Source organism: Pseudomonas sp. TH37, assembly GCF_016650735.1.
GTDB lineage: Bacteria > Pseudomonadota > Gammaproteobacteria > Pseudomonadales > Pseudomonadaceae > Aquipseudomonas > Aquipseudomonas farris.
In genome coordinates, this window is sequence record NZ_JAEKFD010000009.1 from 89261 (window position 1) to 106396 (window position 17136).

Annotated in this window: 10 protein-coding genes and 1 pseudogene; 5 read left to right on the forward strand and 6 right to left on the reverse strand. The window is 56.0% G+C overall.

The features are described from left to right. Nucleotides 1-82: 82 nt before the first annotated feature. From JFU11_RS21570 to JFU11_RS21580, 3 genes are all read right to left on the reverse strand, one after another. Complete coding sequence (locus JFU11_RS21570) at nucleotides 83-970, reverse strand: farnesyl diphosphate synthase (protein ID WP_201062048.1); 888 nt, start codon at nucleotides 968-970, stop codon at nucleotides 83-85. Then, on the reverse strand, nucleotides 967-1209 hold the full coding sequence (locus JFU11_RS21575; protein ID WP_007894317.1) for an exodeoxyribonuclease VII small subunit: 243 nt from the start codon (nucleotides 1207-1209) through the stop codon (nucleotides 967-969). The genes JFU11_RS21570 and JFU11_RS21575 overlap by 4 nt, the downstream gene beginning before the upstream one ends. 360 nt (nucleotides 1210-1569) lie before the next feature. Then, the gene (locus tag JFU11_RS21580; RefSeq protein ID WP_201062049.1) at nucleotides 1570-2715 is read right to left on the reverse strand and encodes a Fic family protein; all 1146 of its coding nucleotides are present in this window, start codon (nucleotides 2713-2715) and stop codon (nucleotides 1570-1572) included. Between the two features lie 536 nt (nucleotides 2716-3251). Between JFU11_RS21580 and hsdR the strand changes: the two genes are divergently transcribed. The 4 genes from hsdR (at nucleotide 3252) to JFU11_RS21600 (ending at nucleotide 10854) form a co-directional block, all read left to right on the forward strand. Further along, a complete protein-coding gene (gene hsdR, locus JFU11_RS21585; protein WP_201062050.1) occupies nucleotides 3252-6677 on the forward strand; it encodes a type I restriction-modification system endonuclease in 3426 nt (1141 codons plus the stop codon). Nucleotides 6678-6755: 78 nt separating this feature from the next. Beyond that, a complete protein-coding gene (locus JFU11_RS21590) occupies nucleotides 6756-8297 on the forward strand; it encodes an N-6 DNA methylase (RefSeq protein ID WP_201062051.1) in 1542 nt (513 codons plus the stop codon). Beyond that, entirely contained in the window at nucleotides 8290-9771 is a 1482-nt protein-coding gene (locus JFU11_RS21595; protein WP_201062052.1) for a restriction endonuclease subunit S, read from the forward strand. The genes JFU11_RS21590 and JFU11_RS21595 overlap by 8 nt, the downstream gene beginning before the upstream one ends. Nucleotides 9772-9810: 39 nt before the next feature. Then, the gene (locus JFU11_RS21600; RefSeq protein ID WP_201062053.1) at nucleotides 9811-10854 is read left to right on the forward strand and encodes a restriction endonuclease; all 1044 of its coding nucleotides are present in this window, start codon (nucleotides 9811-9813) and stop codon (nucleotides 10852-10854) included. A gap of 537 nt (nucleotides 10855-11391) precedes the next feature. On the opposite strand, the pseudogene JFU11_RS21605 reads toward JFU11_RS21600, so the two are convergent. The 3 genes and pseudogenes from JFU11_RS21605 to JFU11_RS21615 all read right to left on the reverse strand — a co-directional run bounded on the left by JFU11_RS21605 (nucleotide 11392) and on the right by JFU11_RS21615 (nucleotide 15669). Beyond that, nucleotides 11392-12372: pseudogene (locus tag JFU11_RS21605) on the reverse strand (integrase domain-containing protein). A 308-nt stretch (nucleotides 12373-12680) separates the two neighbouring features. Beyond that, complete coding sequence (locus JFU11_RS21610; RefSeq protein ID WP_201062055.1) at nucleotides 12681-14081, reverse strand: YfjI family protein; 1401 nt, start codon at nucleotides 14079-14081, stop codon at nucleotides 12681-12683. 1048 nt (nucleotides 14082-15129) lie between these two features. Next, nucleotides 15130-15669 (reverse strand): LasR-specific antiactivator QslA, encoded by a 540-nt coding sequence (locus tag JFU11_RS21615; protein WP_201062056.1) that lies wholly within the window; start codon nucleotides 15667-15669, stop codon nucleotides 15130-15132. A 579-nt stretch (nucleotides 15670-16248) separates the two neighbouring features. Between JFU11_RS21615 and JFU11_RS21620 the strand changes: the two genes are divergently transcribed. Beyond that, nucleotides 16249-17091 carry an ankyrin repeat domain-containing protein gene (locus JFU11_RS21620; RefSeq protein WP_201062057.1) on the forward strand — a complete coding sequence of 281 codons (843 nt, stop codon included), beginning with the start codon at nucleotides 16249-16251 and terminating at the stop codon, nucleotides 17089-17091. The last annotated feature ends 45 nt before the right edge of the window (nucleotides 17092-17136 follow it).

A 17136-nucleotide genomic window follows, 5' to 3' on the forward strand; every position in this document is an offset into this window, starting at 1 on the left:
CGTTATAGGTATAAAAGATGCGGCAGTTTACCTGATGCATCGCCCCCTGCCCACGCGTTGGTTTTTTTTGGCGGATACGCCGTCAGCTGCGGCGATCGACGATGTACCGGGCCAGATCGCGCAATGGCTCGGCCGCCGCGTCAAACGGTCGCAGCGCGTGCAGGGCCTGGTCGCGCAGTTCCAGGGCATAGGCCTTGGCCGCGTCGAGACCGAGCAGGGCCGGGTAGGTCGGCTTGTCCCGGGCGATATCGGCGCCCTGGCGTTTGCCGAGGGTTTCGGTGTCACTTTCGACGTCAAGAATGTCGTCCTGGACCTGAAATGCCAGGCCAATGGCCTGTGCATAACTCTGCAGGGACTTCAGTTCGTCCTTCGCGGCATGACCGCTGGCCAGGGCACCGAGCTTGACGCTGACTTCAATCAAAGCGCCGGTCTTGCGCCGATGCATGTATTCAAGGGCTTTTTGATCGAGCTTCAGGCCCACCGAGCCGAGATCGATGGCTTGCCCGCCGACCATGCCCGCCGGGCCTGCCGCCAACGCCAGGGCGCTGACCATTTGCAGACGGGTTTCGGCGTCGCAACTGCTCAGGCGCGGGTCGAGCAGGGCGCTGAAGGCCAGACTCTGCAAGCCGTCACCAGCGAGGATTGCACAGGCTTCATCGAATTTTTTATGCGTAGTCGGCTGGCCGCGACGCAGATCGTCGTCGTCCATGGCCGGCAAATCATCGTGCACCAGCGAATAGGCGTGGATCAGCTCCACTGCACAGGCCGCGCCGTTGGCTTGCTCGGCCTTGCCACCCAGCGCCTCACACGCGGCGTAGGCCAGCAACGGACGCACACGTTTGCCGCCGTTCATCACGCTGTAGCGCATGGCTTCGTAGAGGCGGGCAAGTTCCGGGCCTGGCGCGTTGAACAGGGTTTCCAGTGCTGCATTGACGCGGGCCTGGCTGGTCGCCGAATACGCCGCAATCATTCTGGCTGATCCGCGTCGAAGGGTTCCTCGGCCAGCTCACCATCACGCTCGAGCAGCACTTGAACCTTCTGCTCGGCCTGAGCCAGCGCCGCCTGGCAATCGCGGGTCAGCCCGATGCCCTGCTCGAAAGCGGTCAGCGAGTCTTCCAGCGACAATTCGCCGTTCTCCAGACGCTCCACCAGCGTTTGCAGGTCAGCGAGAGATTGTTCGAAATCCAGTGCAGCTTTTTTGCGGGCCATGGCGGCTATTTCCGGTTGACGTTAAACCGGCGCGACACTAGCAGACATAGGGGCTATGGGCAAATGAGCGGGGTGTTTTGGCCAACGCGTTTTGGGCGTCAATGCGACCGTTGTGGTGAGGGGGCTTGTCCTAAAGCCGGCAAGTTAAACCATTTCAGCAGCGACGCACTCCTTGTAGCAGCTGCCGAAGGCTGCGTTCGGCTGCGAAGCAGTCGTAAAATCAGAGATTGCGGTACGTCAGGCATACGGCATTAGCCGGATTCACGACTGCTACGCAGCCGAACGCAGGCTTCGCCAGCTGCTACAGATCGCATTACGGCTTAACTCGCCGGCATTAGGGCAGCGCAGTGTCGATCATGATTAATGTGTTGAGTCATCGGGATAGCTGATTTGATATCGAGTACTGCGCCCGCCGCCGGGCAGGCGTTTCAGGCAGCCCTTCTCCAGCAGTTCGGCCAGATGACGGGTTGCGGTGGCTTTGGAAACCTTTGCCACTGCCTGGTATTGAGCGGCGCTGATGCCATTATCGAAACCTCGTTCCCCGCCATCGAGCAAGCGATTCAGTACTTTGGACTGCTCGGCCGACAGTTCAGATTCCCGATGCGCCTGCCAGAAACGCGCCTTGCCCAGTACCGACTCGATCCGCGTCATGGCTTGCTGCAAACTGCGCAACAAGGTTTGCAGGAACCACTCCAGCCACTCGGTGATATCCAGCGTGGCTTTCTGGCTGGTTTCCAGCACTCGGTAATAGCCTGAACGATCATCCAGAATACTCGCCGACATGGCGTAGAAACGGATGGCCTGAACCTCACCCTGAGCCAGGGCCAGATCAGTGATCGTTCGCGTCAGGCGACCGTTGCCATCGTCGAAAGGATGCAACGTCACGAACCAGAAATGCGCGACGCCGGCCCGCAGCAAAGGGTCGAGGCCGACCTGATTTCGGCTGGCTTCAAACCAGGTCAGGAAGGTATCGAGTTGTCGTTCAAGACCAAGGCGAGGTGGCGCTTCGAAGTGAACGGTCGGCCTGTCGAGTCGCCCTGAAACCACTTGCATGGGCTCGTCGCCGCGCAGGGCACCGACACGGATCGACCGGGCGGCGAAATCAGTGTCTTGCTCAGGAAACAGCCATTTATGCCAATCCAGCAATCGCACCAATGTCAGTGGTTCAGCGAAATGCCGGGTCGCGTCGAGCATCAATTGCGCAAGGCCCTCACTGCGCTGGCTCACCTTATCGCCATCGACCAGGTCCAACCCCAACCGTCGCGCCAGAGAAGAGCGTACGGAGCCAACATTCAGTTGTTCACCCTCGATAGCGGACGAGGTCACGATGTTCTGCAACAACGCATCCAGTTCGTTTTGCGCGCTCAACGAACTGCCTACCGAACTGGCCATCCCCATCAACCGACCCTGCGCCTGAACGCAGTCGCGCAGAAGTGGCGCCAAGCGCTCGGCTTGCCATTGGAAATTCGGCCAATCAGGCTGCTGCCAGATCCAGTGAGGTGCCATGGAGTCGGTACTCTTGGAATGAGTGAGCCGATTAAAAATGCTATTCGGCTCATATAGTGAGCCGAATATGACGCCTATTCGGCTCACCGTCCAGTTGTCGGACAGCATGTGGCCTCACGTGCGGCTGCGATCGAATCGCGCAGCAAGTCAATTGGTTGTTCAGGTTTTATTTTTAGGCATTAAAAAGCCGGCTTGTGGTTAGCTTTTTATCCGTGTAGGTATTTGAAAATAAATAATTTATGGCTTTTATAAAGCCTTCGGTTCCCCCATTTATTCCCCCACTTTTTAGCGTTTTTTTCTGATTTTTTTCCGGCAAAGACCGGCTTTCTTAAGCCGTTTTTACTTCGCTTTTGCTGCCCAAGTCGGTCGACTATCTATTCCCTGGCCATCAAGTAGATGGAAACGAGTGTTTTTGTACACGAGCCCTATATACCAAGCTCCGGCATAGCGGTGCGATCAGAGATCGCTTACTGGGTTGATATATTCAGCACCTGACCTATCCGAGCCCGTCTGCGGATGAAAATGATGTCCTTCTGATGTCAATAGAAGGTGTTTGGGTTATGTTACTCGCTGGTGAAGTGAAGGCAGCCAGGGAATCAGTGATGACGGATCGACAATCAAACTTCTCTCATCTGGTCACGCTGAGTCCAGAGCTGGCAAAGCTTGGCTCCCGTTCAGAGCAGTATTTCAAGGACGACCCTAACACGAGCTTGATCAAATCTCGCCAGTTTGCAGAGCTTTTAGCTCAAGAGACGGCAGCTCGCCTTGGAAAGCTAAAAGAAGATTCTGAACAGACCCAAATGGAGTTGCTCCTGCAGCTCGGTCGGTTAGGCGTGCCACGCCAAGTTCTCGATCTATTCCACGTCGTTCGCAAGCTTGGCAATCAAGCTAACCACCGTTTTGCCGATGATCTACGTATGGCCCTTCAATCGCTGAAGTTTGCTGCGGAGCTAGGAGTTTGGTTCCAACGGACGTTCGGTCGTGATGATTACAAATCAGGTGTTTTCCTGATCCCTGAAGTGCCGCAGACAGTTCCAGATGACGTCCAGGCAGAGCTGTCTAACCTCCGAGAGCAAAAAAAGCAGTTCAATGTCCAGCTAGCGGCCGTTCAATCTGAGGCAGAGCAGGCAAGCCAGCGTGCTGAAACGATGCAGACGATTGCCCTTCGTGCGGAAGAGGATGCTCAGCTCTGGGCGTTACTAGCGACCGAAGAAGAGTCCAGCAAGCAGCAACTGCAAGCAAAACTGGCAAGTTTGCAGGCACTTGGTACCGTTAGTGACTCTCTGCTTTACATCCAACGGGCTGTCCAGGCTTCCGCTAAGGTCCAAATGGACGAATCTGCGACTCGAGTACTCATTGATGCTCAGCTCGCCGCAGCCGGTTGGGAGGTAGATACCGTCAACCTGCGTTACAGCAAGGGAGCTCGCCCGCAGGCCGGCCACTACCGAGCGATTGCTGAGTGGCCAACCGACAACGGCCCAGCAGATTACGCGTTGTTCCATGGCCTAGAGTTACTGGCTGTGGTCGAAGCGAAGCGCGAGAGCCGTAATGTGTCCGGCGATATTGATCAAGCTAAGCGCTACGCTCGAGGCGTCAACGCTTTTGACTGCAAGCTGGCCGGCGGTCCCTGGGGTGAGTTCAAGGTGCCTTTCGTTTTCGCCAGCAATGGGCGGCCCTACTTGAAACAGCTAGAACACTTGTCCGGCATCTGGTTCTGCGACGTGCGCCAAATCACTAATCTGCGCCGCGCATTGGATGGATGGTATAGCCCCCAAGGTTTGAAAGAGCTGCTCAAGCAGGACATTCCTCAAGCCGAAATCGAGCTTGAGCAGATGCCCTTCAACTTCGGTTTCGATTTGCGTAGCTACCAGCGAAAGGCTATCGAAGCTGTGGAAGACAGTCTGCGTCAGGGCAACCGCTATTGCCTCCTAGCTATGGCCACCGGTACCGGTAAGACTAAGACCTGCATTGCTTTGATCTATCGCCTGCTCAAGACTCGCCGTTTCCGCCGCGTGCTATTCCTTGTCGATCGCGCGGCATTAGGGGAGCAGGCCTCAAACAGTTTTAAGGACACTCGCGTCGAAAGTTTGCAGACCTTTGCCGATACCTTCGGTATCAAGGAAATCGACGATGCGGTGACCGATCCGGAAACCTGCGTGCACATCGCTACGGTGCAGGGCATGGTCAGTCGCGTCCTCGCCAACGAACCGGGTAAGGTGCCGCCAGTCGATGCTTACGACTGTGTAATTATTGATGAATGCCACCGTGGCTACCTTCTCGATCGCGAGCTGTCGGAAACAGAGTTCAGCTTCCGAGACCAGCAGGATTACATCTCCAAGTATCGCAAAGTGGTCGAGCATTTCGACGCTGTGCGTATCGGTATGACCGCAACACCGGCCCTGCACACTTCGGAGATCTTTGGTCACCCAGTTTACTTCTACAGCTACCGCGAGGCGGTGTTAGATGGTGTGTTGGTCGACTATGACCCACCTCTGGTGATCCAAACTGAGCTTTCTCAAAGCGGTATTCACTGGAAGGCTGGCGAAAAACTCGAGGTCTACCGCACTGATACCCGCGAAATTACCCTGTTTGACACCCCGGACGAACTGTCCTTTGATGTGGCCGAGTTTAACAAAAAGGTCATTACGGCATCGTTTAACGAGGTTGTTTGTGGTGAACTAGTTAACCATATCAATCCCTTTGGTCCTGACAAGACTTTGATCTTCTGCGTGACCGATGAGCATGCAGATTTGGTAGTGGATCGCTTGAAAAAGGCCATGGTTCAGCGCTACCCAGGAGAAATCAGCGATGATCATATCCGCAAGATCACTGGCAAGTCGGATAAACCTCTGCAGCAAATCCGCAACTTTCGAAACGAGCGTCTACCAGCCATAGCCGTTACCGTCGATCTGCTCACCACCGGCATCGATGTGCCGTCCATCTGCAATCTGGTTTTCCTACGTAAGGTCAACAGCCGGATTCTCTTCGAGCAAATGCTCGGCCGTGCCACGCGCCGTTGCGAGGCGATAAACAAGGAGGAGTTCCGTGTTTTCGATGCAGTGGGTACTTACAGCGACATGTTACAGAGCACCAGCATGCGTCCAGTGGTGGTCAATCCGAATATTAGCTTTGCCCAGCTTAGCGAGGAAATGCGCGAACAACAGGATGAGCAGGCCCAGGGATTGATCCGCGATCAGTTCCTCGCCAAGTTCCAGCGTAAGGCTCGCCATCTGGACCCGCGCCAGCAGAGCTTACTGCGGGATGGCGCTGGAATGACGCCCGAGGAATTCGGCAGTTTCCTTAGGCAAACCTCATTGCCCGAGATCGCCCGCTGGTTCTGCGACAACTCCTGGGTGGGTGAGCTGCTGGATGCCAAATCGGAGAAGTTGCGCGAGGGTATTCCAGTGTCTCAGCACCTGGATCAGGTGGTGGAGGTGGCACCGTTTTTTGGCGAGCCGGAGGATTATCTGGAGCGTTTCGCCAGCTATCTCAAGGAGCACGGCAACGAAATTCCGGCATTGCTCGCGGTGCTGCAACGTCCGCGGGAGCTTACCAGGGCTGACCTGAAGAAACTGGCGGTGACCCTAGACTTGGCTGGTTTCGGTGAGCGCTCTCTGGGCACAGCCTGGGCGCAACATAGCAACGAGTCCATTGCTGCTGGAATCATCGGTTTTATTCGGCAGGCCGCCTTGGGCGATCCGCTGGTACCGTTCGAGCATCGTGTCGACCAGGCGCTCAATCGTATTCGTCAACGTCACCCGGAGTTCAGTACCCTGCAAAAGCAATGGTTGGACAAGCTAGGTAAGCAGCTCAAGCGCAACATAGTGCTCGATCGCGAGGTATTAGACAGCGGGCCTTTGGCTGAAGAGGGCGGCTTTGGTCGTATCGACCGCTTCTTCGACGGTCAGTTGCAGGAACTGCTGGCCGAACTGAACGAGGCTGTTTGGGCGCGCGAAGCCTGACCGTGATATAAGGCGCACCATTGCGGGTCCGCCCGATTTTTTTCTTATGCCCGATCGGGCCCAGTTGTAGAGAGCCCTATGAGCCAAGTGACCCACGACATCGTCCAGAAACTATGGAATCTTTGCCATGTCCTGCGTAGCGATGGTGTCACCTATCACCAGTATGTTACTGAGCTGACCTATCTACTTTTCCTCAAAATGGCTAAGGAAACCGGTCGCGAAGACCAGTTGCCCGAAGGCTATCGCTGGGATGACCTGGAAACAGCTGCTGCCCGAGCCGACCTGGATTTCTATCGTGCTCTACTGGCTCACTTAGGCAGCAAGGAAAGTCAAGGCAGTGCTATAACCCGGCAGATTTTCGCCAGCGCCGGTTCCTTTATCCGCAAGCCGACCACGCTTACCAGTCTGGTAAAGGCCATCGACGATCTGGATTGGTACTCTGCCCGAAAAGAAGGTCTGGGTGACCTCTACGAGGGGCTACTGGAGAGAAACGCCGGGGAGGTCAAGTCCGGGGCCGGACAGTATTTTACCCCGCGCCCTTTGATCGACAGCATCGTTACCTGCATTAAACCGCGGCTGTTCGAGGTCATTCAAGACCCGGCCGCGGGAACCGGCGGCTTCCTTATCGCCGCCAACCACTACCTGGCCGAGCACGCCGACCTCAGCGGGCTCAGTGTCGAGGAGTTCCAACGCTATCGACGCCAGTTTCACGGTATCGAGCTGGTGTTGGATACTCACCGCCTGGCGTTGATGAACCTGATGCTGCATAACCTGCAGTCCGACGGAGAAACCGGGGTGCGCTTCGGCGATACCCTGTCGCCGGATGGCGAGAATCTTCCAGCCGCCAATCTGATCCTCAGTAACCCACCCTTTGGTACATCCAAGGGTGGTGGTTTGCCGACACGTACTGATTTGCGATACCCAACTGGCAACAAGCAGCTAGCCTTTCTTCAGCACATTTACCGCGGCCTTAAACCCGGTGGCCGCGCAGCCGTTGTGTTGCCGGACAATGTGCTGTTCGAGGCCGGCATGGGTGCCGATATCCGTCGCGATCTGATGGACAAATGTAACCTGCACACAATTTTGCGGCTCCCTACTGGAATCTTCTATGCCCAGGGGGTGAAAACCAATGTGTTGTTCTTTCAGAAGGGCAGTCCAAGTGACTCGCGGCAAGATACAGGTTGTACCCAGCGTGTGTGGATCTACGATATGCGCAGCAATATGCCCAGTTTCGGCAAACGTACGCCCTTCGGGGCTGTGCAGCTTAGGCCGTTCGAGGAGGCCTATGGTGATGACCCTAACGGCAACAGTCCACGGGCCGAGAACGTAGAAGGCATTGGCGAGCTGAGTCGCTTCCGCTGCTTTACCCGTGAGCAGATCCGCGAGCGCGGCGACTCTCTTGATATCAACTGGTTGAAGAGCGCCGACAGCCTTGACGCCAATGACCTGCCTGCCCCGGAAGTACTTGCCGGCGAAGCCATGGCGGAATTGACCGAAGCCCTGCATGAGCTGGATGAGTTGATGAAAGCGCTGGGCGCAGGCGATGAAGTCATCGCGCAGAAGCAGCTGCTTGCGGAAATGCTAGGGTTGGAGATGGTGGAGGTTGAGGCGAATGAGTAAGTTGCCGGAAGGTTGGACTGAATGCCTACTTGAGGATCTGCTTGCTTCACTTGACGACGGAAAGATACTTCATCAAGGCTGGAGTCCTCAGTGCGAGGGAGTTCCTGCACCTAACGGGGAATGGGGTGTTCTGAAAACGACAGCCGTCCAAGATGGCTATTTTCTTGAGTTTGAAAACAAAAAGCTGCCAATGCATCTTCAGTCGAAACCGGAACTGGAGGTAAAAGCTGGTGATCTTTTGATGACTTGCGCAGGGCCCCGAAATAGATGTGGTGTCATATGTCACGTTTTGAATGTTCGTGAAAAGCTAATTTTTTCTGGAAAAATTTATCGTTTTAGGCCAGATCCAAAGTTCGTTGATCCTAAATTTTTGTCTTATTTGCTAAGGACCTCTGAACTAAAAGAGAAAATTGATGGAATAAAGACAGGTATAAGTGATAGCGGCATGAATATGACCCGCGAGCGCTTTTTCTCTCTAAATGTTCGGCTTGCTCCGGTCAACGAACAAGCCCGTATCGCTCATAAACTCGATGAGTTGCTGGCCCAGGTTGTTACTCTTAAGTCTCGTCTCGATGCTATCCCTTTAATGCTTAAACGCTTCCGTCAATCCGTTCTTGCCGCCGCCGTTTCTGGGCACCTCACAGAAGACTGGGATAGAGTTCATAGTGCTAGCCCAGATATTGTGCTGAACACTAAGGCACACGGCGTGAGGCATGATGAGTTGGAGTCGGCTGAACAGATTCTGGGGAAACCATTACCTGAGTTCTGGCCTAAATATGCATTAGAACAACTTGTTGATCCGATTCGAGGAATACCGTATGGGATCGTTCAGACAGGGAGTGCTGTAGAACAAGGTGTTCCAACTGTTCGGTGTGGTGATGTAAAGAAACTGTTTGTTGATACTTCAAATTTGAAGGTCGTCTCTATTGAAATTGAGCGAGAATATCAACGAACACGCCTCAAAGGCGGAGAAGTATTGCTTGCAATACGCGGGTCGGTAGGAAATGTTAGTGTCGCACCTCAGTCGCTGCGTGGCTGTAATATAAGCCGTGAAGTCGCTATGATTCCAACATTAAACTCGGTTGTTCCTTTTTATCTTGCCTGCCTTCTTCAGAGTCCCATCGGTCAGCAATTGTTAGTTGGGAAAGTGCGTGGTGTTGCACAAAAGGGAATTAACCTGGCGGATGTAAGAAGGCTGATTGTAGCCTTACCCCCATTTGAAGAACAAATCGAAATAGTCCGCCGTGTTGAGCAACTGTTTGCCTTTGCCGACCAACTGGAAGCCAAGGTGGCCAGCGCTAAGGCACGGGTTGATCTGTTAGCCCAGAGCATTTTGGCCAAGGCATTCTGTGGCGAGTTGGTTCCGCAAGACCCCAACGACGAACCAGCCAGCGTACTGCTGGAACGCATCCGCACTCAGCGAGCGGGGCAGCCTAAGGTGCGCCGTGGTCGAAAGTCCGTAGAGGTAAGTTGATCTAGACCGCCCCATGGGGTAAACGGGAGAGTAAAATCGATGGCCATATGGCTGGTGCGGGCGGGCTCTACTGGGGAGTTCGAGGATAAGTTTATCGGTGAGGGCCGTGTATACCTGACCTGGGATAGGTTGGATGCGGATTTGAGTGGTCTCAAGCAGCGCGAGCACGTACAGGCGCTCTTGACCGAGCGGTACCCTGATGCCAAGGCCAAAACCCTGCAGAACTGGAGCAGTCAGATTTGGCCCTTTGCTCAACGCATGCAGATAGGTGATTGGGTAGTATTGCCGCTCAAAACCCAGCCGGTTGTCTATATCGGAGAGATTGTTGGAGACTACCAGTTTGCGGGCGAAGGCCCGACCCCATTCTTCCACTGGCGTACGGTGAGTTGGATTGGTGAGGCGATTCCTCGCTCGTATTTCTCCCAAGACCTGCTCTACAGCTTTGGCGCTTTCATGACCATCTGCCGCGTCCAGCGCAATAATGCCGAGGCGCGACTCAAGTCCATGGGGAGCAATGGTTGGCAGCCAGAGACTCTGCAGCAACTGGTCAAGGATGTCACTACAGCTTCTGACGAGGCTGCGGTGGAGCAGGCAGAAACCGACTTGGAGCGAACCGGCAAAGACCATATTGTACGGCTGATCGAGGGGCGCTTCAAAGGCCATCGTCTAACCACTTTAGTTGCTGCCATTCTAAGGGCTCAAGGCTTCAGCGTTTGGCAGAGTCCGGAAGGGGCCGACGGCGGTGTGGATATCCTGGCCAGCAGCGGGGTGATGGGATTTGGAGAGCAGACTATCTGTGTCGAGGTGAAGTCCGGCACCGGCTTGGTCGATCGGCCTACGGTGGACAAGTTGCTGGGGTCCATGAGCAAGTTCAACGCCAGCCAGGGCCTGTTCGTGGCGTGGGGTGGCTACCGCAGCAATGTACAGAAGGAACTGGCTTCTAGCTTCTTCCGCCTGCGCCTGTGGAATCAGAACGACCTTCTGGAGCAGTTGTTCCTGAATTACGATCGGCTGGACGAAAGCATCAAGTCTGAACTACCGCTCAAACGTATCTGGACGGTTGCACTTACCGAAGATGCTTGACCGGTAGTCAGGAGAGTTGCGGCTGGTGGCATCATCCAATGCCAGTTCGATGAACTGAACCTCCGCTACACGTACATCCTCCACTACATTCGCTTGACCGAGGGCGACCATTGGCGGTGCCGTGTGGCTCTCTACCTCTTTAGCCGAAATGCTGCTTTGCTTGTTTTTTATAAATAAGCTACGTGCCGTGATTCGTTGGATCAGCTGCACCTGTCACCGTCTTGGCATTCCAAGCAGAAGGGAAATATGTGGCGATATAGATGAAACTCTATATTGTCGTCCATGATCTTCCTGTTCGAATTGCTATCAGCTGGAAAGTCAATCGATAGTAGTACTGTGTTCCCTCTGCGCGTTTTCCCAAGTAATGGTTCAAAAACCAAATCACATGCTTTTGTTTCCACGTCCATGGATTCTCTAGTTTCCAGCGATGGTAAATCGCCGCCTGGATAATTCTGGCTTGCCGAAGATGCCGGTAGCGCGTGGCATATGAGCCTGTCAGCACCCCGCTTAGAAATAGTTCGATGCCAACTTTCTTGCTCATCTCTGGCCCCCAATGTAAGCGGAGACAACATCGATACGGTTGTGTCCTAGTTCATGACTGATCTGCTGTCGGGCATTCCGGTCTAGGGCTCGGTCTTGTAGGTAACCGTCGCCGCCGTTAGTTGGGGCTGGGTACCCGGTGATCTGCTCATAACGCTCACAGGCATAAGCCGCACGCAACTCGTGAAAACCCTTGAGGTCGAGTTCGTGTAGGAGATCTCTTGCTGGACGTACCGTTTGCCGCATGAACTGTATGTAGCTTTCATTACGAGCCAGCAGATTGCGGCTTCCGATAGGGGATGTGCTGCGGGCGATTTTGATCGCAACTCTGACTTGCTCTGTCGCGGGAATCCATCGTGGGGCCGATGCACCTGATCGGCCACCTTTGGTCCCATCTTGAATGTTGATCCGGCCGAGTCGTTCGGCTTCCCGTTGCAACCTGGGCAGGTCGGCCAAGATCGCTTCGCGCAAACGCATGCCAGTTTCGCGGGCCAAGTGAATGATGGCGCAGACGCGATGGTGTGCCTGATTGCGGAGTGCCTGAGTAATGCGCTCAATCTGCTGCCGATCCTGCCCTTGAGGCGCGAAGGTGCGGGTCGTCGAGCGCTGCTGCCCTAATGCCTGGCTGGGACTGGGGATTTTCACATACTGATCACCGCGCAGCGCCGCCAGCGTTCGGTTGACGCTGGACAACCGGTTTTGCGCGGTGGCGATGCGGAGGTCGCCGTGGTCGATTTGCTGGCGAAGGTACTGGGCATAGTCGAGTAGCGTCTGCCGATCGATTTGCCGCGCATCGTTGTAGCCAGGGCCTTGCTCGGACCGGCACCACTTAACGAACGCCAGCCAACGATCACTGTGGGCTTTGACCGTGGCGAAATGGCCGCCGCCGAACAGATCCTTGAGCGCCTGCGGACCGGCTTAGCTCAGTTGGCGACCATAACCAAAGTTGCGACCGTCACGCCTGCCGACCAGGGCCATCCTGGAGCTCCTTCGCCTGTTGGCGTAGGTAAGCCAATAGCTCGCGCCACTGGCCGTTCACGGGGGGAAGTTGGCCCCAGTCACTGGGACGAAAACACAGCCGGTTGTCCAGGCAGAACAACTCGGCACCTTCCTGGTGTAGGCGCTCAATCAGGTCGCTGATGTGTGAGTTTTTGGCGACAGCGGCGACAGCGGCGACAAGCCCTGTGGTACCTGGCGTGGAGCGTGGCGACAATGTGGCGACAGTGGTGGCGACAAGTTGTAAATGATGAGCGTTTTTCGCCTGGGCGCGCCGGTTGCGTAGGGCTTCATTGAGTCGAAACATGGCGCACCTCGAAGTGGTGGCCGTCGGTGCCCAGCCATTGATGAGTGATCAACTCGACCAGCAGGGCCAACGTGTGATCGCTGCTTTTGCGCGCGAAGCGCGGGCCGTTGCGTAACAGATCTCGAACCGTGAAAGGTGGCCACTGTTTTTCCTGCAGCCAGCGCAGCAGCCGATCGGCTTCTTCCCGCTGGGTGTTGATCGGCTTCTGCTCAGTCAGCCGTTGGATCTCGGTCAGGTAGTAATCCATCAGCGAGGAAGCGCGCCGGATGTGGGTAACTTCGATCATTTCGCGGTCTTCCAATACCGCAAAGACGCCGGCGATCCGTAGCAGATTGTCCGCGGCCTTGGAGGCGCTGGGTCGCACGTTGGCCAGTTCGTCGAACTCGCCGAGTTGGGCTTCGATAGTGTCATGCAGGTTGATCCAGGTTTGCCGGGCCAGGCTTCTCAGGGGCAGGGCTTTGGGGTGTAACGCGCCATCGCTGCCGATTGCCCAGGGACGTTGCAGCAGGTCGGTGATTCGTTGGGTGTAGCGTTTGAGACTGATGTCTTTGGTGAGATCCACCGGCTGATAAAAACGCTGTCCGGCCAAGCTCTGTGGCCAGGTGATCAGGCAACGGGCGAAGATGCCTTGGCCGTTGAGCAACGGATCCTTGAGCAGTTGTCCCGCCAAGTAAGGTTGCAGCATCAAATGCAGACTCAAGCGCCGGTCATAGGCGCGCAGGCTTTCTCCGACCATGGAACGAGAGCGATCGATGGGGTTACCGTCCCACAGCGAGGACAGAGTGGTCACGGCCTTGAGGCGGTTGTCCCGGCTCATAGTGCTGCTGCCGAGGAATTGGCCGCCCTCATCGCTGAACAGCCCCATGCTGGGCAGACCCAAACACAGGCTTTTGGTCAGGGCCTCGATAGTCGGTTCACTGCTGATCAGTCTTGGTGCTACGGGCTCTGGCTCTATCTGGATTGGCGTGTCGGTGTGGCTATCGATCGTTGCCATCTGCTTCTGAGATTGCACCAGCGTGGCGCGGTAGCGACTGAGTTTTTCGCGGTAGGCCTGCCACTGCAGGCGTTCCCATTCGCGGGCTGGCTGCAAGGCCAGCTTATCCACCGCCGTCTTGCGATCACCGGAAGCCGCAATAGTGAGTAGGTACAGCGACAGCGGATAGACCCGGCCATCCAGCTGCACATTGGCATGCCCCTGCGTGGCCAAGGCCGAGGTCGCGAGCACCGATTGCGCGGCCATGGCCTGCGGCACACCCATCACCTCGGCCATGCGTTCGACGGCCGGCCCCAGCAGATCACCGAGGGCAGTCACCGGATAATCCAAGGGCGCCTGGCTGGTCTCCAGCAAGGGTTGCGGCGGCAAGCTCCAGGTTGATTGCAGCATCACCTTTCTCCTGTTCAGCAGTTGTTTCCCTCACGTTCCCGCCACGGATGTTGAGTGTTATCAGGGATAAAGGCCCCTGCGACCTGTGAGGGTGTTCACTGACGCGGAACGGACGGCTCTGTACGACCAAGAGCGCGGGCACTTCCCATCGATCTGGCCTCCTGAACGCATCCGAAGATGCGGGCGGGTGGAGGCTGCACCGGCTGACGAGTCCGGTGCCGCGAGATCGTGGGCGGAAAAAAGCATCAACGTTGCGAGCGGGGCATGCCTGACTGTCAGTCAGGTGCAGCCTGTCCTGGGCTGCTGCACCGTCGCCAGGGTTAATGCGAGACGTGTCGAATCGATTTTGTCACACCGATTGTCACGCGGTGAGTTGCCGCAGAGCCCGATCAGACGTGGGCTGCAGCAGGGTGAGGAGCGCCCGTCTCTTTCCGGGAGAAAGAGACGGGGCGCAGTCTGGCGCAGCGAGATGAGCCAAGGGAGGAGGTTGCTGCAGGGCAGAAGTGACGAAGCAGGCAGTCTGCGGCGCAGACGCTTTGGAACAGTGGGCATCCATCACAACTGTGTTGTGATCGTGCGAGCCACCGGACGCTGATCGCACTTAGGGAGAACCACCACGCAGTGGCGTAACCTTGAAGGTCCTGGTTACCTGGGCCGGTGCTGTCAACGACAGCGATCCGTGCACCAGTAACTACGCCTGTGAATAAAGTCGGTCAAGCCTTTAATCGACGCAGGCGACAAAAGTGGCGACTGTCGCCACCGGTGTCGCCAGCCTCAAAGCCACGGCTGACGGGATTTGTCGCCGCTGTCGCCGCTGTCGCCAGTATCCTTAACAATTAGCAGTTCGCCGGTAGGAGAAGTGGAAGGTCAACCCACCGCCGTCGTTCCTATGAATCCCACGGAGATGCGAGGAATGCATAGCGCTTGAATGTCGTGGTGATCTTGATCTTGCTAGGCTAAATCTCCGGCACGCGGCGTGAGCAAGCTCACTTGGCCGGAGCTTTTTGAGTAAAACGCACAGGGTCAGACGTGTCTGGCCCTGTGATTCTCATGCTTCAAAGCGGGTGGATGTGGGAGGTGGAGAAGACTGCAATTGCACCAGTCGTTGCTGCAAACGTAACAAGAAGCCTGCTTCGAAGGAGTCCTGGCAATCGCCCGCCCAATGTCTTTTACGGTGGTGGGAAAAGGCCCACCACAGGGGAAGCGACGATGAGTCCTCCAGCCACTCTTCTGCACATCGCACGCCGTCTTCGATCATGGGGGCGTAGTCGCTACCCCAAGGCGTTCGGATGCCGGGTCTGCCATCTGCTGCGGGAATCGAGTAGTACTCTTTATGTTTTCGCCTCGCGCGTTCGGGAGGGCGTCCCAACAAGCGTTGGAGGGCCATGTCATACAGCACGGCCGCATCGTCGAGCAATTCAACCGCCAAATCCTCCTGTCCTGTGGCATGTAGGATTAGGCTTTGAGCACCATTGAGGCGAAAGGAGGCAGATCGGCGCAATGTCAAAGCCGCCTCTTCTTGGCTTAACGATGAGGTATCGATGGTTTTGGGTTTGGGCAGGCTGCTCAGGAGAGAGTGATCAATCATGGGGATGTCCTCCCCAATGGATCGCAGCGATGATTAACAACAGGTGGTGCGCGGGCGTAAAAGGGGGATAGGCCATTTTCCTTATCTCCTCGGACAAGTAAATACTGCCATCAGCCGTTGTCACGCGGTTGGGTGGCAGACCGTACGGGGGTGACAAACCGGCGTCCGAGGGAACCGGCCAGGCCTAAGCCTGCCCCGCACGATCTGCCATAGAAAAGCAGCAGCTAAGCCTGTGTGAGCACTTACTACTAGCTATGACGCCATGCGCCTCGAACATTTCAGGTTGTCACACCCGGCCACGGGATAGACCGCGGCGGTAAAAGCCTAATCGGTAAACGTTACGGAAACAAGGATCGAGGTGAAGGGTGTAATGTCGATTCTCTTGCCAAGCATGTCGTGCTAGAAGTTCACACTCCCAAAAAGGTTTAGCTGCCTAACATTGGAAGAGATGCGAGCCTGTCGAAACTCGGAGCGTGGCGAGCGGGACTCCCTGCCTCATAGCCATTGTGTTCAGCTGGATCAGCCAGGCCCATTGCCCCAGAATCAACTCAGAATTCCCACATTCGACCAGGTATGGCTATGAAATTGTCATGGAGCGTATTCCCCTTACTTGCAACAGCGGTATCGGTTCCGGCCTTCGCAGCTGACCAGGTCGAGTGTAAGCAGATCGGTCAACAGATGGTCGTCACGACGAAGGCAGGCGCCGCGGTTTACGCCATCAATGGAACGGCCAGATCCATGGCAAGGGAACAGGGATGGATTGACGGTAAGTCGAACTATGAGCCAGCTGAGATGACCAGACTTCTTCAGCAAGGCTTGGCCAACTGTGCATCCAATTCATCAGTTGAACAGTCTGCCTCTCTATCTGCTGCTCCTACCACCACCGAAATCCAACCCTCTAGCCAGAATTCCCCCATGACGACCGACGTGTTTATCAGCGCCGCGGTCGCAGGTGATATTCCCACGCTGAAGCGCTACATCGATGCAGGCTTTGACGTGAATGCAAAGGGCACGGGTGTGCCGGCGCTAGGCATCGAAGGAAGCCCAGCGATAAACGGGGCGGCTGCCAGCGGCCAATGTGCTGCTCTGGACTTCCTGCTTGCGGCCGGGGCCAAGGCCGATCTAAAGGAGAAAAGGGTTGGGGACACCCCGCTGAGCAGTGCCGCCCAGAAGGGGGCGCCCCGGTGTGTCCGTTCACTGCTTGCAAAGGGTGCCCGGGTAGATATCCGGACTGAGGCAGGCGGCGATACTCCGTTGATCCTGGCTGCCTATTATGGCCATCTTGAAGTTGCGAAGCTCCTGGTGGAGCACGGGGCGAGCCTGAAGCTGAAGAACAAAGACGGTGATACCCCATACCGCGCTGCTGTAGTCATGGGAAATAATCAAGTTGCGCAGTATCTGAAGTCCAAGGGAGGAAACTGATCTGGTCCATTTAGGTGGCCGGTCATGGATGAAGATCTCAGGCAC